Raw genomic sequence first — 21,915 nt, forward strand, 5'->3', positions numbered from 1 at the left:
GCTAGGGTGTCGGGCGGATCATGGCCTCCGGCCGTACGTGCTGGGCGTATGCCTCGGCACTGATCAACCCCAACCGGACCGCCGCTTCCTTCGGTGTCAGCCTCTCGTCCGCAGCCTTGCGGGTGATCTGCGCTACACGGTCATAGCCCAGCACCGGGTTGAGTGCCGTGGCCAACAACAGCGAATGCTCGACGTTGTGCGTCAGTTGCGCGCGATTGACCTCCAGGCCACTGAGCAACCTGTGGCTGAATAGGCTGACGGCATCCGTCAGCACCTCGATCGATTGCAGCAGATTGTGGATCAGCACCGGCTTGGCCACATTCAACTCGAACGTGCTCGACGCGCCCGCCAGGGTGATGGTGGTGTGATTGCCCATGACCTGCATGGCCGCTTGCACCAGTACTTCAGCGATGGTCGGGTTGCGTTTGCCGGGCATGATCGAGGAGGTCAGGCCATCGTCCGGCACGATCAATTCCCCCAGGCCGCAACGCGGACCCGAGCCGAGCAGGCGAATATCGTTGGCGATCTTGGTCAGTGACACGGCCAGCACGTTCAGCGCGCCGGAGGCTTCCACCAACGCATCGTGAGTGCCCATGCCTTCGAATTTGCACGGGTTGGTTGCAAAGCCGACGCCGGTGAGCTGACTGATTTCTTCGCAGAACGCCACATCGAATCCCACCGGCGTATTCAAGCCGGTGCCCACCGCCGTGCCGCCCTGGGGCAACAGGCACAGGCGCGGCATGCAACCTTCGAGGCGTGCAATGCCGTGCTGGATCTGCTGGGCAAACGCCCCAAATGCCTGGCCTTGGCTCATCGGCACGGCATCCATGAGGTGCGTGCGGCCAATTTTCAGCACGTCCTGCCAGGCGTCGGCCTTGGCCTTCAGTTCGTTGTGCAGCTGGCCCAGCGCGGGCAGCAGGCGCCCGCGCAGTTCCAGCACGGTGGTCAGGTGCATCACCGTCGGAAAGCTGTCGTTGGACGACTGCGAGCGGTTCACGTGGTCGTTGGGGTGCACCGGTGACTTGCTGCCCAGTTCACCTCCCAGCATCAGGTTGGCACGGTTGGCGATCACCTCGTTGGCGTTCATGTTGGTCTGGGTGCCGGAGCCGGTCTGCCAGATCGACAGCGGGAAGTGCTGGTCGAAAGCGCCGTCGGCCAAGGCCTCGGCCGCCTGTTCGATGGCGTCCGCCAGGGCCGGGGCCAATGTGCCGAGCCGCGCATTGGCGCGGGCACAGGCACGCTTTTGCTGGCCGAAGGCGCGGATCAGGCTGGCGGGAAACGGCTGCTTGCTGCCGAAGACCTGCAGGGCCCGCTGGGTTTGTGCGCCCCACAGGCGGTCGGCCGGGATTTCGACGGGGCCGAACGCATCGTGTTCGATTCGTGTACTGGACATCCCTATGCTCCGTTAAAGCGCCGCGCCGGCGGGGCGGCCGAGGACACGTTGATATTCATCCTGGGCGGTCTGGTGGGAAAACTCGCCGGACCATTTCGACACCACCACCGTGGCCACGCTGTTGCCGATGGTGTTGCAGGTGGCGATGGCCATGGACATGAAACGGTACACCCCGAACAACAGCGCCAGGCCTTCGGCCGGCAGCACGCCGATGGCCGTGACGGTGGCGGCGAACACCACGAAGCTGCCACCCGACACCGCCGCTGCGCCCTTGGAGGTCACCAGCATGATCGCGATGATGCCCAGCTGTTGTTCCCAGCTCAGCGGCACGCCGTAGGCGTTGGCGATAAACAGCACGCACAGCGACATGTAGATCGAGGTGCCGTCGAGGTTGAACGCATAGCCGGTGGGCAGCACCAGGCCGACGCTCTGTTTGGAACAGCCGAACTTCTCGAGCTTCTGCAGCAGGCGTGGCAGCGCGCTTTCCGACGATGCGGTACCGAGCACGATGAAGATTTCATCCTTGATATACGTGAGGAAGCGCCACAGGCTGAAGCCGCTCAGGCGGCACACCGCGCCGAGTACCACAAAGATGAAGAACGCGATGCCGACGTAGAACATCAACACCAGGTTGGCCAGGGACATCAGCACCGCCGTGCCGTTGCTGCCGACCGCATAGGCCACCGAACCGAAGGCGCCGAGCGGCGCGAACTTCATGATCAGGTTGATGAACTCGAAGAAGCACTCGGAGATGCGGTTCAGGCCATCTTCGATGACTTCGCGGCGCTCGGGCTTGAGGGCCAACAGGGCGAAGCCGAACAACACCGAGATCACCAGCACCTGCAACAGCTGGCCGCCGGCGAAGGCGCCGACGAAATTGTCGGGGAAAATGCCGTAGATAAAGTCCATGGTCGAGGCCGGTGCGTGCCCCTTGGCCACCGCGGCGGTGGTGGCGGCTGCGGCAGCGGCGCTCGGGTGGGCGTCATGCATGCCGGAGCCGATCTGCAGCAGGTTGCCCCACAGCAGGCCGATGGCCAGGGCGATGGTCGACACCACTTCGAAGTAGATCAATGCACGCAGGCCAACTTTGCCGACGCGCTTGATATCGCCGGCCGAGGCAATGCCGTGGACCACGGTGAAAAACACCAGCGGCGCGACGGCGGTCTTGATCAGCTTGAGGAAGATATCGCCAAGGATCTTGAAACTGGCAGCCAGTTCCGGGGCGAGAAAGCCGAAGGCGATCCCCAGGAACATCGCGGCGACGACCTGGAAGGTCAGGTCCTTGTAGAGCGGTTTTTTTGCGGGGGTGGATGACATGTCTGTGATCTCATTGTTGTTATGGTTCGGCGACGTAAAGCGCAGGCAACCCCCTGCAGGAGCCGGCAAGCCGGCCCCTGCAAGGTCAGCGTTTTACCGCACCCTGGCGCGCGAGCGCGATATCGACCATCTGCGGCGCCAGCCCCAGGTAATTGGCCGGGTCGGTCAGGCGTTGCAGTTCGGCGAGGTCCAGTTGCGCGGTGGCTTCACCCTGGGCGAGCAGGGCGTCGAGCAGGCTGGTGCCCTGGTCGTTGGCCATGCGGCAGGCGGCGTACACCACGTCATGGGCCACCTGGCGGCCGAGCGCCGGGGCGAGTCCCATCATCACGGCTTCGGCGACGATCAGGCCCTGGGTCATGTCGAGGTTCTTGCGCATGCGCTCGGGGCGCACTTCCAGGCCGGCGAGCATGAAGGTTGCCTGCCCCAGGGACGCGGCGCTGAGGGCAAAGGCTTCCGGAATGGCGATCCATTCGGCCTGCCACGGGCCGGTGGAGCGTTCGAAATCCTGGATCATCGCATCGAGCATCAGCCCGGCGTGTTGGCGCACACCCTTGGCGGCGGCGTACATCAGTTCGCAGGAAATCGGGTTGCGCTTCTGCGGCATGGTGCTGCTGGCGCCACGGCCCTTGACGAAGGGTTCGTACACTTCGCCCAGTTCGCTGGTCATCATCATCATGATGTCGAGGGCGATCTTGCCCAGGGAGCCGGTGACCAGGCCAAGGAAGTTCAGGGTTTCTGCCAGCCCATCGCGCGCCACGTGCCAGGTGGCTTGCGGCACGCCCAGGCCGAGTTCGGCCATCAGCGCTGCCTGCACATCCAGGCCTTTGTCGCCGAGAGAGGCGAGGGTGCCGGCGGCCCCGGCGAACTGGCCGATTTCGACGCGTGGGCGCAGTTCCACCAGGCGCTCGGCGTGGCGGTCGAACATGCTCAGCCAGACCGCGCATTTGTAGCCGAAGGTGATCGGCAGCGCGTGCTGCAAGTGGGTACGGCCGGCCATCGGCGTGTCGCGGTAGCGCTGCGCGAGGCCGGCGAGCAGGCCGCGTACCGCCTGGATGTCACGCTCGACGATGGCCAGCGCAGCGCGCACCTGCAGGACCACGGCGGTGTCCATGATGTCCTGGGTGGTGGCGCCCCAATGCACATAGCGGCCGGCTTCGCCGCAGATCTTCGAGAGTTGCTCCACCAGCGGCAGGATCGGGTACCCGACGATCTCGGTCTCGTGCTGCATCAGCGCCAGGTCCAGCGCCTGGTACTGCGACAGCGCAGCGATCTGCTCGGCCGCCTCGGCAGGGATCACCCCGCAACGCGCCTCGGCGCGGGCCAGGGCCACTTCCACTTCGATGTAACGCTCGATCAGCGCTTTATCGGAAAACACACCGCGCATTTCGGCGGTGCCGAACATGTCACGGAACAGGGCGGAATCAAAAACGGTACTCGACATGGGAAAACCCTATTTGTTATTTTTAAACCATACATATTTAATATGTCCGTACATTATGATTGCGCCTGGACTGATACACTGTCAACTCGACAGCGAGGGTAAGAATGGAAAGCGTGAGCCAGAGGCGTTATGCGGCAGTTGCCAAGGACTTGATCGAGCAGATCGGCAGCGGTCATTACCCGGTAGGGTCGTTGTTGCCGACTGAATTCGAGCTGTGCTCGCTGTACGCGGTCAGCCGCCACACGGTGCGCGCGGCCATCGACCAGTTGCAGGGGCAGGGCATGGTCTCGCGCCGCAAGCGTGTGGGCACGCGGGTCGAAGCCGCCTCGCCGCAGGGCGGCTATTCCCAGGCAATGGCCTCGGTGGCCGACCTGGTGCAGGTGGCCGAGACGCATATCCGCGATATCCAGGGCGTGCGGGAGTTTGTCGCCGATATCGCCCTGGCCCGGCGCCTGGGGCTGGAACCGGGCGGGCATTATTTCTGCGTGTCGAGCATCAAGGTCGATGCCAGCGCCGGCAATGCGCCGTTGTGCTGGACCGATGTGTACGCCGAACAGGCGTTTGCCGAGGTGATCCCCGACGCGCGCAAGCATCCCGACGAACTCATTGCCGCGCTGATCGGCAAGGCCTTCTCGCGGCCTATCGAGGTGGTTGACCAACAGGTGCGCCCGGTGCAGTTGCCCGCCGAGCTGGCTGCCAGCCTCAAGGCGCAGGGCGGCGCGCTGGGGTTGAACATCATCCGCCAATACCGCGATGAAGCCGGGGCGCTGATTGCGGTGTCGGAAACGGTCTATCCCGCCGACCGTTTCACCCTGACCATGCAGATGAAACGCGACAAGCTCTGAGCCCATACGTCATCCAACGTATTTCCCGATTGGGCTGGCCCGATGAGACTGGATTGAACGCAATGTCATCCGTCCAGGAGCCAGCCCATGACCGAAACGCTGATCAAAGTCGACCTCAACCAACCCGTCACCGAGAACGAGCAGATCCACAACCGCTGGCACCCGGATATCCCGATGGCGTGCTGGGTGAAGCCGGGCGACGACTTCATCCTGGAAACCTACGACTGGACCGCCGGCGCCATCAAGAACAACGACGATGCCAGCGATGTGCGCGACGTCGACCTGTCCACCGTGCATTACCTCTCCGGCCCGGTGGGCGTGCATGGTGCCGAGCCGGGTGACCTGCTGGTGGTGGACCTGCTCGATATCGGCGCCAAGGCCGATTCCCAGTGGGGCTTCAATGGCTTTTTCTCGCGCCAGAACGGCGGCGGTTTCCTCACCGATCACTTCCCCAGCGCACAAAAAGCTATCTGGGATTTCAAGGGCATGTTCACCAGCTCGCGGCACATTCCGGGGGTGAATTTCGCCGGCCTGATCCACCCCGGCCTGATCGGCTGCCTGCCTGACCCGGTGATGCTCGCCGACTGGAACCGCCGCGAGCAGGAACTGATCGACACCAACCCGACCCGCGTGCCACCGCTGGCCAACGCACCGCTGGCCGCCACCGCCCATATGGGCAAGCTCAAGGGCCAGGCCCGTGACGATGCCGCCGCCACCGGTGCTCGCACGGTGCCGCCGCGCGAGCATGGCGGTAACTGCGATATCAAGGATCTGTCACGCGGCTCGAAGATCTTCTTCCCGGTCTACGTCAACGGCGCCGGGCTGTCGGTGGGGGACTTGCACTTCAGCCAGGGCGACGGCGAAATCACCTTCTGCGGCGCCATCGAAATGGCCGGCTGGGTGCACATGAAAGTCGAGCTGATCAAGGGCGGCATGGCCAAGTACGGCATCAAGAACCCGGTCTTCAAGCCGAGCCCGATCACGCCGAACTACAAGAACTACCTGATCTTCGAAGGCATCTCGGTCGACGAGCAGGGCCAGCAGCACTACCTGGATGTCAACGTCGCCTACCGCCAGGCGTGCCTGAATGCGATCAACTACCTGACCAAGTTCGGCTACTCGCCGGCCCAGGGCTATGCGCTGCTCGGTTCGGCGCCGGTGCAGGGACACATCAGCGGCGTGGTCGACATCCCGAATGCCTGCGCGACCCTGTGGTTGCCCACGGAGATCTTCGAGTTCGATATCAACCCCAACGCCAACGGCCCCACGCGCTTCCTCGACGGCAGCATCGACCTGCCCATTGCCCCGGACCTGTAGCCATGCCGACCTACGAATACGCCTGCGACACGTGCGGCACCTTCACCCAGCTGCGGCCGATTGCCCAGCGCCACGCGCCCAGCCAGTGCCCGTACTGTGCCGGGCCCGGCGGGCAGCTGCTGGTGTCGGCGCCGGCCCTGCAAACGCTGTCGGCCAACCAACGCAAGGCCATCGCCGGCAACGAGCGCAGCGCCCACGCGCCGCAGACTGTCGGCGAATATCAGGAAAGTCGCCGGCACCCGGCGGGTTGCAGTTGCTGCGGCACCAGTAAGGCGGTACTGCCGAGCAAGGCCAACCCGCTGGGCCTCAAGACCAAGACCGGCCCCCGGCCGTGGATGATCAGTCACTAGGAGAGTTGCAATGCGCCATGGCGACATTTCCAGCAGCCCGGACACCGTCGGTGTAGCGGTGGTGAACTACAAGATGCCGCGCCTGCACAGCAAGGCCGACGTCATCGACAACGCCAGGAAGATCGCCGACATCATTGTCGGCATGAAACAGGGCCTGCCGGGCATGGACCTGGTGGTGTTCCCGGAATACAGCACCATGGGCATCATGTACGACCACGACGAGATGATGGCCACCGCCGCAAGCATCCCCGGTGAGGAGACTGCGATTTTCTCGGCGGCGTGCCGCCAGGCCAACACCTGGGGCGTGTTCTCCCTGACCGGCGAGCGCCACGAGGAGCATCCGCACAAGGCGCCCTACAACACCCTGGTGCTGATCAATAATCTCGGCGAGATCGTGCAGCGCTATCGCAAGTGCATTCCCTGGTGCCCCATCGAGGGCTGGTATCCGGGCGATCGCACTTATGTGTGCGAAGGCCCCAAGGGCATGAAGATCAGCCTGATCATCTGCGACGACGGCAACTACCCGGAGATCTGGCGCGATTGTGCAATGAAGGGCGCGGAGTTGATCGTGCGTTGCCAGGGCTATATGTACCCGGCCAAGGAGCAACAGGTGCAGATGTCCAAGAGCATGGCCTGGGCCAACAACTGCTATGTGGCGGTGGCGAATGCGGCAGGGTTCGACGGGGTGTATTCGTACTTCGGCCACTCGGCGATCATCGGTTTCGACGGGCGCACCCTGGGCGAGTGCGGCGAGGAGGAGATGGGCATCCAGTACGCCCAGCTGTCGGTTTCGCAGATCCGCGATGCGCGGGCCAATGACCAGTCGCAGAACCACCTGTTCAAGCTGTTGCACCGCGGCTACACCGGCATGCACGCCTCGGGCGATGGCGACAAGGGCGTGGCCGACTGCCCGTTCGAGTTCTACCGCACCTGGGTGCTGGATGCGCAAAAGGCCCAGGAGAACGTGGAGAAAATCACCCGCAGCACGGTGGGTGTCGCCGAATGCCCGGTGGGGCAATTGCCCCATGGCGGTAAAGAGCAGACGCAGGGGTAGGGCATGCGTTTTACCTTCGAGCCGGGCCAGGTCATGGCGTTGCTGCGCAGTCGGATCGTCGGCCAGCAGGCGGCGCTGGCCCAGGTGGAAAGCTTGCTCAAGGTGGTCAAGGCCGACATCGGCGAGCGTGACCGGCCGCTCAGCGTCAACCTGTTCATGGGGCCGACCGGGGTCGGCAAGACCGAAATCGTGCGCCTGCTGGCCCAGGCGCTGCACGGACGCGCCGACGGTTTTTGCCGCATCGACATGCACACCCTGGCCCAGGAGCATTACGCCGCCGCGCTGACTGGCGCACCGCCGGGCTATGTGGGCAGCAAGGAAGGCATCAGCCTGTTCAACAGTGAATTGATCCAGGGCACCTACAGTCGACCCGGCATCGTGCTGTTCGACGAATTGGAAAAGGCCAGCCAGGAGGTCGTGCGCAGCCTGCTCGGCATTCTCGAAAACGGCCAGCTGACCCTGGCCGGTGGCACGCGCACCCTGGACTTTCGCAACAGCCTGATCTTCATGACCAGCAACATCGGCGCGCAACAGGCGCGCCGGCATCGCCAGCGCTTTGCCCAGGGCTGGCGGCGGGTGCTGCGGGTGTTTGCGCGTGGCGAGGCGGCGGTGCTCGAAGAGGCACTGCACGGGCATTTCGAGCCGGAGTTTCTCAATCGCATCGACCGCATCCTGGTGTTCGAGCCCATCGACGCCCAGTGGTTGGAGGCTTTGCTGGACGTGGAGTTGAACAAACTCAATCAACGCCTCGCGGCGCAGCAGCGCTCATTGAGCGTGGATGCACAGGCGCGGGCGTGGTTGTGTCGCGAGCATGATGTGCGTTTTGGCGCGCGGGCATTGGCGCGCAGGCTGCGTGTCGAATTGGAGCCGGCGATTGCCGAGTGTGTATTGCGCGGCGAAGCCCGGCACCTGCATGCGACGCTTCACCAGGGTTGCCTGGTGGTTGCGTGCAGCGGCGGATAAACCACGGGAAGCTGGGATCCAATTACGGTATAACCCTCGGACGCTTTCGCTCTTCGAGGCCCCGTTTTTCATGCAAAGCCCCATGCAACGCCCGTTGTGGCAGGTCTACCTGATCTTTCTGGCACCGATGGTGCTGTCCAACTTCCTGCAGAGTTTTTCCGGCACGCTCAATGGTATCTATGTCGGGCAAATGCTCGGTACCCAGGCGCTGGCGGCGGTGTCGGGGATGTTCCCCATCGTGTTCTTCTTCATTGCCCTGGTGATCGGCCTGGGGGCGGGCGCCTCCGTATTGATCGGCCAGGCCTGGGGCGCCCAGGAAACCGGCATGGTCAAGGCGATCACCGGTGCCACCCTGACGCTGGGCGCGTTGGTGGGGCTGGTCGCGGCGGTGCTGGGCAGCCTGTTCGCCCGCCCGGCGCTGCAAGCCTTGGGCACCCCGGTGGATGTGCTCGACGACGCGGTGGGCTACGCCCAGATGATGATGCTGATCATGCCGCTGTTGCTGGTGTTCATCCTGTACACCCAGTTGTTGCGCGGGGTCAGCGACACGATCTCGCCGTTGTTGGCGCTGATGGTCTCTACCCTGGTCGGCCTGCTGCTGACCCCGGCGCTGATCCGCGGCTGGATCGGCCTGCCGCCCCTCGGCATCCAGAGTGCGGTGTACGCCGGCCTGGTGGGCAACGCCGCGGCGATGCTGTTCCTGATCCTGCGCCTGCGGCATAAAAACCACGTGATGGCGCCGGACCGTGAACTGCTGGCGGCCTTGCGCCTGGACCGCGCGATTCTGGCCAAGGTCCTGCGCATCGGCCTGCCTACCGGCCTGCAGATGGTGGTGTTGTCGCTGTCGGAGTTGGTCATTCTTGCCCTGGTCAACAGCCATGGTTCGCAGGCGACGGCGGCCTATGGCGCGGTGACGCAAATCGTCAACTACGTGCAGTTCCCGGCGCTGTCGATTGCCATCACTGCCTCGATCCTCGGTGCCCAGGCGATTGGCGCCGGTCGCCTGGAGCGTATCGGGCCGATCTTGCGCACCGGGCTGCTGATCAACACCTGCCTCACCGGTGGTCTGATTGTGCTGGGGTATGTCCTGTCCCACTGGTTGCTCGGCTTGTTCATCACCGACGACGCGGCGCGGGCAAATGCCGAGCACCTGTTGCACATCATGTTGTGGAGCATCCTGGTATTCGGTTTCCAGGCGGTGATCGGCGGGATCATGCGCGCCAGCGGCGTGGTGCTGATGCCGGTGGTCATTTCGATTTTCTGCGTGCTGTGCGTCGAGTTGCCGATGGCCTACCTGCTCAACGCCCATTTCGGGCTGGAAGGCGTGTGGATGGCGTTTCCGGTGACCTACCTGGCGATGTTGGGCTTGCAGACCGCGTATTACCGGTTGGTGTGGCGGCACAAGCAGATCAAGCGGCTGGTCTAGCGCGGTTTATTGCTTCAAGCCGCGCAACAGCAGTTCCAGGCTCTGCAAGCCTTCTTCAAGGCGCTCGCCCGGGTGTGCATCCCGGGCGATCCACAGCGCGGTGTTGACCAGGCTGCCATTGATCAACTGCGCCAGCGCGGCGCTCGGTGCCTGCGGGATCACACCGCTGTGCATCAAGGCGTCGAGCCGTTGACGCAGGGATTCCACACAGTGCTGCTGGGAGCCGGTGTCACCCAATACGGCCGGCGCATCCTGCAGTACGATGCGCTGGATCTCCGCGTCCTGGGCCATGCGCAAATACGCGCGGCAGCGTTCGCAAAAGCCCGACCAGGGGTCCGAAGCTTCGTCACTGAGGCGCTGCAAGTGGGCGTCCATCTCGCTGTCGAGCTGGGCAACGACCGCCGCCAACAGGCCCTTTTTATCGCCAAAGTGGTGATACAACGCCCCGCGCGTCAGGCCCGCGCGGGCGGTAAAGTCGTCCATCGAGGTATTCGCGTAGCCTTGGGTGGCGAAGGCCAGGCGCGCGCTGGCGATCAGCCGGGCGCGGGTGTCTTCGATTATTTCAGCACGGGCTCGGCTCATGGATAGGGCTCGCAATCGGCAAGTGAAGGATTGACATACGCTGCGTATGTTACGCATGCTTGGTCACATACGCACCGTATGTATTTTGCCTTGATCATTGCAGATAGCAAGTTGCAGGGCATTCAGGAAGAGGTAGAGCAGGATGGCAAACCCCTACGCCGAGTTGTTCCAGGTCCCCGGCGCCCGGGCTTTTGTACTCGCGGGCATGTTGGCGCGCATGCCGGTGTCAATGGCGGGCATCGGCCTGATCACCATGCTCTCGCAGGTGCACGGCGGCTACGGCCTGGCCGGCTCGGTGGCGGCGGTATTTGCCCTGGCGACGGCGTTTTGCGCGCCGCAGGTGTCGCGCCTGGTCGACCGCTACAGCCAGGGGCGGGTGCTGCCGGTCGCCGCGTTGATCGGTGGCGGGGCGTTGCTGTTGTTGTTGCTGTGCACCCGCTTGCAGGCGCCGAACTGGACGCTGTTCCTGTTCGCGGCCCTGGCCGGCTGCATGCCGAATATGTCGGCGATGGTGCGGGCACGCTGGACCGAGTTGTACCGCGGCCAGCCCCAGTTGCAAACCGCGTTTGCCCTGGAGTCGGTGCTTGACGAGGTGTGCTTTATCATCGGCCCGCCGATTTCGGTCGGCCTTAGTGTGGTGCTGTTCCCGGAAGCCGGGCCGTTGGTCGCGGCGCTCTTGCTGGCCGTAGGCGTCACCACGTTCGTGCTGCAGCGCGAGACTGAACCGCCGGTACACGAACACCACGATCATCACGGCCGCTGGCTGATCGCGTCGCCTTCGGTATTGATCCTGATGATCCTGCTGCTGGCCATGGGCGTGATTGTCGGCGTGGTCGATGTGGTCAGCGTGGCCTTCGCCCAACAGCAGGGCCAGCCGGCGGCGGCGAGTATCGTGCTGTCGGTGTATGCCATCGGCTCGTGCCTGGCCGGGCTGGCGTTCGGTACCCTCAAGCTCAAGGCGCCGTTGCCCCGCCAGTTCCTGTACTGCGGCGTAGCCACGGCGCTGACCACCTTGCCGTTGCTGCTGGTGACCAACATCCCCGGCCTTGCCGTGGCAATCTTCATCTCCGGTCTGTTCTTCGCCCCGACGCTGATTGTGTCCATGGCGCTGGTAGAACAAATCGTCCCCCCCAGCCGCCTCACCGAAGGCATGACCTGGCTCATCACCGGCCTGAGCATCGGCGTGGCCATCGGCGCCGCCAGTTCCGGCTGGATGATCGACCACTCCGGCGCGGCCAGTGGGTTCTGGGTGGCACTGGCGGCAGGGGCGGTGGTGCTGGGCTCAGCGGTGTTGGGGTTTCGACGGTTGGGCTGAGTATCCGCCGCTGAGTAAGTCCCCTGCCGCCTCGCGAGAGGCGGCTTCCCATTCATGTTCGGTTTGCCCTTCATCGCTGACCCATGCGTCGACCGCGCCGGTAAGGCGCTTGTAGCGCCGATCACGCCAGCCCGCATTCCCCGCGGATATCCGCCTCCCATCCCCTCGCTAATTTTTCCCTCTGCGGTTCGTTTTATAGGGACGACGTGCCTTTGTGCTTCCTGCCTATTGCTCCGGACTCCAAGAAATGAATGCTGAAGACTCCTTGAAACTTGCTCGCCGGTTTATCGGGTTGCCCCTGGAAAAACGCCAGCTATTCCTGCAGGCACTGCAGAAAGAAGGAGTGGATTTTTCGCGGTTTCCGATTCCGGCCGGGGTCGAGGTAGAGGATCGCGATGCGCTGTCCTACGCGCAGCAACGCATGTGGTTCCTGTGGCAGTTGGACCCGGCCAGCGGCGCCTACAACCTGCCGGGCGCGGTGCGGCTCAAGGGCGCGTTGAACCTGGACGCGATGCAGCAGGCGTTTGCCAGCCTGGTCGCGCGCCATGAAACCCTGCGCACGGTGTTCCAGCGCCAGGCCGATGAGCGCCTGTTGCAGGTGGCGGTGCAGCCGTCACTGGCCATCGAACAACTGGACCTGAGCACGCTGGCCGTCGCCGAACGCGAGCAGGCCGTCAATGAAGCGGCGACCCGCCAGTCGCTGCTGCCGTTCGACCTGGAGCGCGGCCCGCTGCTGCGTGTGCAACTGCTCAAGCTTGATGCGCAGGAACACGTGCTGCTGCTGACCCTGCACCACATCGTCTCCGACGGCTGGTCGATGAACGTGCTGATCGACGAGTTCATCCGCTGCTACGACGCCCATGAGCGCAACGAGGTGCCGCAGTTGCCGGCACTGCCGATCCAGTACAGCGACTATGCCCTGTGGCAACGCCGCTGGCTGGAAGCCGGGGAGCAGGCCCGCCAGCTGGAGTACTGGCAGGCGCGCCTGGGCGATGAGCACCCGGTGCTGGAACTGCCGATCGACCACGCCCGCCCGGCCATGCCCAGCTACCAGGGCACGCGGCATAACTTCACGATTGACCCGGCGCTCGCCGCGCAACTGCGCAGTTGTGCGCAAAAACACAACGTCACCTTGTTCATGCTGTTGCTCGGCGCGTTCAACGTGCTCCTGCATCGCTACACCGGTCAGGGGGATATCCGCGTCGGCGTGCCGATTGCCAACCGTAACCGCACCGAAGTCGAAGGGCTGATCGGCTTCTTCGTCAACACCCAGGTCCTGCGCACCGAACTCACCGGGCAAACCCGCGTCACCGAGCTGCTGCAAGGCATCAAGGAGCATGCCCTGGGCGCCCAGGCGCATCAGGAGTTGCCTTTCGAACGCCTGGTGGAAGCCCTCAAGATCGAGCGCAGCCTGAGCCATACCCCCTTGTTCCAGGTGATGTACAACCACCAGCCGGTGGTGGCCGACATCGCCTCGGTCAGCACCGCCTCCGGCCTGGAACTGGCCTTGGTGGAGTGGCAGGGGCGCACCACCCAGTTCGACCTGACCCTCGACACCTATGAAAAGTCCGGCACCCTGCACGCCGCCTTGACCTACGCCAACGACCTGTTCGACGCGCCGTCCATCGAGCGCATGGCCCGTCACTGGACCCGCCTGTTGCAGGCGATGGTCACCGATGGCGAGCAGCGCATCGGCGAATTGCCGATGCTGGCTGCCGATGAGCAACAGGTCCTGGTGCACGCCTGGAATAACACCGCAGAAACCTACCCGACCGAGCGCGGCATCCATCAACTGATCGAAGACCAGGTGCAGGCCACCCCCGACGCGCCGGCGCTGGTGTTCGGTACGACCACCCTGACCTACGCCGAACTCGACGCCCGCGCCAACCGACTCGCGCATGCCTTGCGCGAGCAGGGCGTCGGCCCCGATGCGTTGGTGGGGATCTGCGTCGAGCGTTCGATCGAGATGGCGGTCGGCCTGCTGGCGATTCTCAAAGCCGGCGGCGCCTACGTGCCGCTCGACCCCGAATACCCGCAGGAACGCCTGGCCTACATGATCGAAGACAGCGGCATTCAGTTGCTGCTCAGCCAGCAGCGCCTGCTGGCATCGCTGCCCGCCGCCGGTATCCGCGTGATTGCCCTGGACCAACCTGCGCTGTGGCTCGACGGCTACAGCAGCGAATCGCCCGGCGTGGCCATCCACGCCTTGAACCTGGCCTACGTGATCTATACCTCCGGTTCCACCGGCAAGCCCAAGGGGGCCGGCAACAGCCATCGAGCGTTGGTCAACCGCCTGTGCTGGATGCAGCAGGCCTACGGGCTGGAGGCCACTGATGCGGTGTTGCAGAAAACCCCGTTCAGCTTTGACGTGTCGGTCTGGGAGTTCTTCTGGCCGCTGATGACCGGTGCGCGCCTGGTGGTGGCGGCCCCAGGTGAGCACCGCGAGCCCGCACGTTTGATCGAGACCATCGGCCGGCACGCGATCACCACCTTGCACTTCGTGCCGTCGATGCTCCAGGCATTCATCCATGAACCGGGCGTGCAGGCCTGCACCGGCCTCAAGCGCATCGTCTGCAGCGGTGAAGCCTTACCGCTGGACGCACAGGTCCAGGTGTTCGCCAAGCTGCCGCATGCCGGGCTGTTCAACCTGTATGGCCCCACCGAAGCGGCCATCGACGTGACCCACTGGACCTGCGTCGACGAAGGCGCCGACAGCGTGCCCATCGGCCGCCCGATTGCCAACCTCGGCACCTACGTACTCGACGCCCAGCTCAACCCGGTCCCTGCCGGTGTGTGCGGCGAGTTGTACCTGGGCGGCACCGGGCTGGCGCGCAGTTATCACCGGCGTCCGGCGTTGACCGCCGAGCGTTTTGTGCCGAGTCCATTTGGCGATGGCGCACGCCTGTACCGCACCGGCGACCGTGTGCGCCAACGGGCTGATGGCGTGATCGAATACCTTGGTCGCCTCGACCTTCAGGTCAAGCTGCGCGGCCTGCGCATCGAGCTGGGTGAAATCGAGACACGCCTGCTGCAACACCCTGGCGTGCGTGAGGCCGTCGTGCTGGTGCAGGGCGGCAAGCAACTGGTGGCTTACCTGGTGCTGGAAGGCGAGGCGCCCAGCGACCTCAAGGCCTGGCTGCTCGGCAGTCTGCCGGAGTACATGGTGCCGACGCATATGGTCTACCTGGCCCAGTTGCCGGTGACCGCCAACGGCAAGCTGGACCGCAAGGCGCTGCCGGTGCCGGATGCTGCCGCGCAGCAGGCTTATGCCGCCCCGGAAAACCCTGTACAGCAAGCCCTGGCTGCCGTCTGGAGCGATGTGCTCGGGGTCGAGCACGTCGGTCTGGATGACAACTTTTTCGAGCTGGGCGGCGATTCGATCATCTCCATCCAAGTGGTCAGCCGAGCACGCCAGGCCGGGATTCGTCTCAGCCCGCGCGACCTGTTCCAGTACCAGAGCGTGCGCAGCCTGGCGCTGGTGGCGAGCGTCGAGCATGCGGCGGTCATCGACCAGGGGCCCGTCAGTGGCGAGGTAATCCTCACGCCCGTGCAGCACAGCTTTTTCGAGCAGGCGATCCCGGCGCGCCAGCATTGGAACCAGTCGCTGCTGCTGACCCCGCGCGAAACCCTGGAGCCGGCGCGCGTTGAGGCGGCGTTGACCCAGGTGATCAACCATCACGATGCGCTGCGCCTGCGCTTTGTGCAGCAGGCCGATGGCTGGCAGCAAGCCCATGCCACGCCGATCACCGACCCGGCGCTGTGGCAATCCCGTGCTGGCGATGAAACCGAACTGGCCGCCCTCTGCGACGAGGCCCAACGCAGCCTCGACCTTGAACACGGCCCGCTGCTGCGCGCCGTGCTGGTCAGCATGGGCGACGGCACCCAGCGCCTGCTGCTGGTGATCCATCACCTGGTGGTGGACGGCGTGTCCTGGCGCATCCTGCTGGAAGACCTGCAGCACGCCTATGGCGCCGCGCCGCTGCCGGCCAAGACCAGCGCCTACCAAGTGTGGGCGCAGCAGTTGCAGGCCCATGCACAGACCCTCGATCACCAGCTGTCTTACTGGCAGGCACAGACCGCGGACGCCGACTTGCCCTGCGACAACCCGCAGGGCGACCTGCAAAACCGCGTGGGCAGCAAACTCGAAATCCGCCTCAGTGCCGAACAGACGCGCCAACTCCTGCAGGACGCCCCGGCGGCCTATCGCACCCAGGTCAACGACCTGCTGCTGACAGCATTGGCGCGGGTGATCAGCCGTTGGAGCAAGCAGCCCGCTGCGCTGATCCAGCTCGAAGGGCATGGCCGTGAAGACCTCTTCGACAGCGTCGACCTGAGCCGCACCGTCGGCTGGTTCACCAGCCTGTTCCCGGTGCGCCTGCAGGCGGGTGGTGAGTTGTCGAGTGCAATCAAATCGGTCAAGGAGCAACTGCGTGCGGTGCCGGATAAAGGCATTGGCTACGGCCTGTTGCGCTACCTGGGCACGCCTGCTGCGCGCGACGCCTTGTCGGCATTCGCCGTGCCGCGCATCACCTTCAACTACCTCGGCCAGTTCGACCGCCAGTTCAATGAGTCGGCGCTGTTGGTGCCGGCGCCCGAGGGCAGCGGCCAGGCCCAGGACCCTGAAGCACCGTTGGCCAACTGGCTGACCGTGGAAGGGCAGGTGTATGGCGGGGAGCTGTCGCTGCAATGGGGTTTCAGCCGCGAGATGTTCGAAGTGGCGACTGTTCAGCGCCTGGCGGAGGATTTCCAGCAGGAACTGCTGGCGCTGATCGCGCATTGCGTCGATCCGAAACAGGGCGGCCTGACACCGGCCGATGTGGGCCTGGCGCAGCTGACCCAGGCGCAACTCGACGCGTTGGCACTGCCTGCGCGTGCGGTACAGGACTTGTATCCGTTGTCGCCGATGCAACAGGGCATGCTGTTTCACAGCCTCTATCAACAGGGCGAAGAGGATGTCTACGTCAGCCAATTGCGCGCCGACGTGCAGGGGCTCGATGTGGCGCAATTCCAGCGCGCCTGGGCACAGGTGCTGGCACGACACGACATGCTGCGCACCGGGTTTGTCTGGCAACAGGACCAGACCCTGCCGTTGCAAGCGGTGTATCGCGTAGCGGGCCTGCCGTTCGCCGAATACGACTGGCAGGCCTTGCCGGATCAGCACGCCGCGCTGGACGCGTTGAGCGAGTCGACGCGGGCACAAGGTTTTGTGCTGGAGCAGGCGCCGCTGCTGAGCCTGAAACTGGTACGCACCGGTGTCGACCGCTTCCATCTGATCTTCACCAATCATCACATTCTCCTGGATGGCTGGAGCCGTGCGCAGTTGTTCGGCGAGGTCCTGGAATGTTACGCCGGCCGGCCGTTACCGGCGCTGCAAGGGCATTACCGTGACTATATCGGTTGGTTGCAAGCTCAGGAATCGGCTGCCAGCGAAGCCTTCTGGAAGGACCAATTGGGCACGATGCAGGAGCCAACGCGCCTGGCACGCGGCGCCGGTTCCAATCCTTCGGCCGCCAAAGGCAGCTATGCGCTGGCCCTGAGCATCGCACAGACTGACCAACTCAAGGGGTTTGCCCAGACCCACAAAATCACCCTGAACACCCTTGTACAAGCCGCCTGGCTGTTGTTGCTGCAACGCCAGACCGGCCAGGACACCGTGGTGTTTGGCGCCACGGTTTCCGGTCGACCCGCAGGGTTGCCGGGTGTGGAGCAGCAGGTCGGTCTGTTTATCAACACCTTGCCGGTTATCGCCACCCCCAGTCCGATGTTGTGGGTGGGGGAATGGTTGCAGCAGGTGCAGGCACTGAACCTCAGCCTGCGTGAACACGAACATACGCCGTTGTTCGATATCCAGCGCTGGGCGGGTACGAGCGGCGCAGCGTTGTTCGACACGCTGCTGGTGTTTGAAAACTACCCGGTGTCCACAGCGCTGGCCGAAGGCGCCCCGGCTGGGCTGACCTTCAGTAATGTGCAGAACTTTGAGCAGACCCACTATTCGTTGACGGTACTGCTTGGCGCCGGGGCGGCTCTGGAGTTCGACTTCAGCTTTGACATGCAGTCGTTCGGCGACGACGAGATTCGGCAGTTGGCCGAGTCTTTCCAGCACCTGCTTCGCGGCTTGACCAGTGTCACGCCGCGGCGTTTGGGCGAGTTGCCGTCGCTGACGGACGCGGTGCGCCGGCAAGTGGTGGAGGGGTGGAACGCCACCAAGCGCGACTATCCGCAAGGGCGGTGGGTACACCAGCTGTTCGAGGCCCAGGCGCTGGCACAGCCGGAAGCGCCGGCGTTGCGCTTCAACGAGGCAACCCTGAGCTATACCGAGCTCAATAGCCGCGCCAACCGTCTTGCTCATCGCCTGATCGAAGCCGGGGTAGGCCCGGATGTGCTGGTGGGCCTGGCGGTGGAACGCTCCGTCGAAATGGTCGTGGGCCTGCTCGCTGTGCTCAAGGCCGGTGGTGCCTATGTGCCGCTGGACCCGGAATACCCGCGTGAGCGCCTGGCCTACATGCTGGAAGACAGTGGCGTGAAACTGCTGTTGACCCAGGCGCATTTGCGCGAGCAACTGCCGATTCCCCAAGGTCTAGAGACTCTGGTGCTGGGTGACTCGGCCTTTGAGGCCTACAGCGACGTCAACCCAGGGATCGCGCTGGACGGCGAAAATCTTGCCTACGTGATCTACACCTCCGGCTCTACCGGCCAGCCCAAAGGCGCGGGCAACCGTCATTCGGCATTGCTGAACCGCCTGCAGTGGATGCAGGAAGCCTATGGCCTGGACGTCAGCGACACGGTCCTGCAAAAGACCCCGTTCAGCTTCGATGTGTCGGTGTGGGAATTCTTCTGGCCGCTGATGACCGGCTCGCGCCTGGTGGTTGCCGCGCCCGGAGATCACCGTGACCCCGCCAAGCTGGTTCGCCTGATCAATGCCGAACACGTCACAACGCTGCACTTCGTGCCGTCGATGTTGCAGGCGTTCCTGCAGGACCCGGCGGTTGCTACCTGTAACACCCTGCAGCGCATCGTGTGCAGCGGCGAAGCCTTGCCGGTGGACGCCCAGCAGCAAGTCTTCGCCAAACTGCCGCAAGCCGAACTCTACAACCTGTATGGCCCGACTGAAGCCGCCATCGACGTGAGCCACTGGACCTGTGTGGACGAAGGCCGCGACGCGGTACCGATCGGCCGTCCGATTGCCAATCTCGGCTGCTACATCCTTGACAGCAACTTCGAACCGGTGCCGGTGGGTGTATTGGGCGAGCTGTACCTGGGCGGCGTTGGCCTGGCCCGTGGTTATCACCGCCGTCCTTCCCTGACGGCCGAGCGTTTTATCGCGCATCCGTTTATCAAGGGCGAGCGCCTGTACCGCACCGGCGACCTCGCGCGTTATCGCGAAAACGGCGTGATCGAGTACGCCGGGCGTATCGACCATCAGGTCAAGCTGCGTGGCCTGCGTATCGAGCTGGGTGAAATCGAAGCGCGCCTGCTGGAGCACGACTGGGTCCGTGAGGCCGCCGTGCTGGCCGTCGATAGCAAATACCTGGTGGGCTACCTGGTGCTGCACAACGCCGGCGACGACTGGCGCGATGTGCTGATTGCCCATCTGGCCCAGCATCTGCCGGACTACATGGTCCCGACGCAATGGATGCTGCTGGAACAGATGCCCCTGGGTCCCAACGGCAAACTGGACCGCAAGGCTCTGCCCAAACCCGAGGCAGCGGGTGGTGAGTACATCACGCCACTGACTGAACGGGAGCAACAGATCGCTGCGATCTGGGCCGAAGTACTCGGTGTCGAACGCGTCGGCCTCAATGATCACTTCTTCGAACGCGGCGGGCATTCGCTGATAGCTACCCAGGCCGTCTCGCGCATCCGTCATGGCCTAGGCCTCGATGTGGACTTGAAAGCCCTGTTCGATCAGCCGGTGCTGGGCCTTTTTGTCCGTAGCCTGACCCAGGCACACGTTGAAAGCACCCGTATGGAGCGCGTCGAACGTGAGCAGCCGCTCGGGCTGTCCTATGCGCAGGAGCGCCAATGGTTCCTGTGGCAACTGGACCCCCGCAGCGCGGCCTACCATGTACCCCGCGCGTTGCGCCTGAAAGGGCAACTCGACTGCGACGCCCTGCAGCGTGCCTTCGATACACTGGTCGCGCGCCATGAAAGCTTGCGTACCCACTTGCAGCAAGATGCCGGCCGCACCGTGCAAGTGATCAGCTCGCCAGCAAGGATTGAGATCGCCTGGGCGGACGCCGATGAAGCGAGTCTGAAAGTCCAGGTAGAAGCGAGCATCACCCAGCCATTCGACCTCCGCCAGGGCCCGCTTATGCGTGTCAGACTGTTGCGCCTGGCGCAAGACGAACATGTGCTGGTGCTGGTGCAGCACCACATTATTTCCGATGGTTGGTCGATGCAGGTGATGGTCGATGAACTGGTCCAGCTTTATGCCGCCTACAGCCGGGGCGAAGGGCTGCAACTGCCGGCGCTGCCGATCCAGTACGTCGATTACGCGCTGTGGCAGCGCAGCTGGATGGAAGCAGGCGAGAAAACTCGCCAACTCGATTACTGGCGTGAAGTGTTGGGTGGCGAGCAACCGGTGCTGGAACTGCCATTCGATCATCAGCGCCCGGCAGTGCCGACCCATCGCGGTGCGCGCTTGAGCATCCCGTTGCCAATACCGTTGCTCGACAGTCTCAAGGCCCTGGCCCAGCGCGAGGGTGTGACGCTGTTCATGCTGTTGCTGGCGTCCTATCAAGTGTTGCTGCATCGCTACAGCGGCCAGTCGGATATTCGCGTCGGCGTGCCGATTGCCAACCGCAACCGGGTCGAGACCGAGCGCCTGATCGGCTTTTTCGTCAACACCCAGGTGCTCAAGGCCGAAATCGATGGGCACACCACCGTCAGCCAGTTGCTGGCCCAGGTCAAGCGGCGTGCGCTCGAAGCCCAGGCCCATCAGGACTTGCCCTTCGAACAACTGGTTGAGGCGCTGCAGCCGGAGCGCAGTCTCAGCCTGAACCCGCTGTTCCAAGTGGCGTTCAATCACCATATCAGCCTAGCCGGCCAGCATTTGCAACGCCTGGGCCAGCTTGAAATCAGTCCTATGAGCTGGGACGAGGCGGTCGCGCAATTCGACCTGACCCTGGACATCGAAGAGTCCCGGGAGCAGTTAAGTGCCTCGCTGAGTTATGCCACCGACCTGTTCGAGGCTTCTACCATCGAGCGCATGGCACGGCATTGGCAGAACCTGTTGCAGGCAATGGTTGCCGATCAGCAGCAGAACATTGGGCAGTTGCAGTTGTTGGACGGCGAAGAGCAGCAACATATCATCCAGCTGTGGGACCAGACCGACGCCGGCTTCTCGGCCCAGCGCCTGGTGCACGAATTGGTAGCGGAGCGTGCGCGGGAAAATCCTGCGGCGGTGGCGGTGAAGTTCGACGCGCAAACCCTGACCTACGGCGAGCTGGATCGCCAGGCCAACCGCCTCGCTCATGCGCTGATCGCCCGTGGTGTCGGTCCGGAAGTGCGCGTGGCCATCGCCATGCCGCGCAGTGCCGAGATCATGGTGGCGTTCCTCGCGGTAATGAAAGCGGGCGGCGTGTATGTGCCGCTGGATATCGAATACCCACGTGACCGCCTGCTGTACATGATGCAGGACAGCCGCGCGCAACTGCTGCTCACCGACAGCCGCGCGTTGCAGCAACTGCCGATCCCGGCAGGATTGACCAGCCTGGCGATTGATCGCACTGAAGAGTGGGCGGGGTTCAGCGACACGGCACCCGATGTGAAGCTGGACGGCGACAACCTGGCCTACGTGATCTACACCTCCGGCTCCACCGGCATGCCCAAGGGTGTGGCGGTGTCCCACGGCCCGTTGGTGGCGCATATCATCGCCACCGGCGAGCGCTATGAAACCAGCCCGGCCGATTG

The 21,915-nt window shown here is 64.1% G+C and carries 12 protein-coding genes; 8 read left to right on the plus strand and 4 right to left on the minus strand.

Going from position 1 to position 21,915, the window contains the following annotated elements:
• Position 1 precedes the first annotated feature (1 nt).
• From AC07SI_RS10245 to AC07SI_RS10255, 3 genes are all read right to left on the minus strand, one after another.
• Positions 2-1,393, minus strand: coding sequence for a class II fumarate hydratase (locus AC07SI_RS10245; protein WP_495005669.1), 1,392 nt, complete (start codon positions 1,391-1,393; stop codon positions 2-4).
• Positions 1,394-1,405: 12 nt separating this feature from the next.
• Entirely contained in the window at positions 1,406-2,710 is a 1,305-nt protein-coding gene (locus AC07SI_RS10250) for a cation:dicarboxylate symporter family transporter (RefSeq protein ID WP_495005670.1), read from the minus strand.
• 85 nt (positions 2,711-2,795) lie between these two features.
• Entirely contained in the window at positions 2,796-4,151 is a 1,356-nt protein-coding gene (locus AC07SI_RS10255) for a class-II fumarase/aspartase family protein (RefSeq protein ID WP_065906055.1), read from the minus strand.
• Positions 4,152-4,264: 113 nt separating this feature from the next.
• Here AC07SI_RS10255 and AC07SI_RS10260 point away from each other — a divergent pair, with 113 nt between their 5' ends.
• The 6 genes from AC07SI_RS10260 to AC07SI_RS10285 all read left to right on the plus strand — a co-directional run bounded on the left by AC07SI_RS10260 (position 4,265) and on the right by AC07SI_RS10285 (position 10,106).
• Positions 4,265-4,996 (plus strand): GntR family transcriptional regulator, encoded by a 732-nt coding sequence (locus AC07SI_RS10260; protein WP_177343952.1) that lies wholly within the window; start codon positions 4,265-4,267, stop codon positions 4,994-4,996.
• A gap of 87 nt (positions 4,997-5,083) precedes the next feature.
• Positions 5,084-6,313, plus strand: a complete 1,230-nt coding sequence (fmdA, locus tag AC07SI_RS10265; RefSeq protein WP_106804309.1) for a formamidase — start codon at positions 5,084-5,086, stop codon at positions 6,311-6,313.
• 2 nt (positions 6,314-6,315) lie between these two features.
• Positions 6,316-6,663: an FmdB family zinc ribbon protein gene (locus tag AC07SI_RS10270; protein ID WP_065906060.1), complete on the plus strand. Its 348-nt coding sequence runs from the start codon at positions 6,316-6,318 to the stop codon at positions 6,661-6,663.
• 10 nt (positions 6,664-6,673) lie between these two features.
• Positions 6,674-7,717: an aliphatic amidase gene (locus AC07SI_RS10275; protein ID WP_120448258.1), complete on the plus strand. Its 1,044-nt coding sequence runs from the start codon at positions 6,674-6,676 to the stop codon at positions 7,715-7,717.
• A gap of 3 nt (positions 7,718-7,720) precedes the next feature.
• Positions 7,721-8,680: an AAA family ATPase gene (locus AC07SI_RS10280; protein ID WP_495005671.1), complete on the plus strand. Its 960-nt coding sequence runs from the start codon at positions 7,721-7,723 to the stop codon at positions 8,678-8,680.
• Between the two features lie 70 nt (positions 8,681-8,750).
• Positions 8,751-10,106 carry an MATE family efflux transporter gene (locus AC07SI_RS10285; RefSeq protein WP_106804306.1) on the plus strand — a complete coding sequence of 452 codons (1,356 nt, stop codon included), beginning with the start codon at positions 8,751-8,753 and terminating at the stop codon, positions 10,104-10,106.
• 6 nt (positions 10,107-10,112) lie between these two features.
• Here AC07SI_RS10285 and AC07SI_RS10290 read toward each other — a convergent pair whose 3' ends face one another.
• Positions 10,113-10,688, minus strand: coding sequence for a TetR/AcrR family transcriptional regulator (locus AC07SI_RS10290; RefSeq protein WP_282397526.1), 576 nt, complete (start codon positions 10,686-10,688; stop codon positions 10,113-10,115).
• Positions 10,689-10,830: 142 nt separating this feature from the next.
• Here AC07SI_RS10290 and AC07SI_RS10295 point away from each other — a divergent pair, with 142 nt between their 5' ends.
• Positions 10,831-12,003 carry an MFS transporter gene (locus tag AC07SI_RS10295; RefSeq protein WP_495005672.1) on the plus strand — a complete coding sequence of 391 codons (1,173 nt, stop codon included), beginning with the start codon at positions 10,831-10,833 and terminating at the stop codon, positions 12,001-12,003.
• A 247-nt stretch (positions 12,004-12,250) separates the two neighbouring features.
• On the plus strand, positions 12,251-21,915 hold a 9,665-nt coding region (locus AC07SI_RS10300; RefSeq protein ID WP_495005673.1), incomplete at its 3' end, for an amino acid adenylation domain-containing protein.

This window comes from Pseudomonas sp. GW821-FHT05D12 (assembly GCF_059419825.1).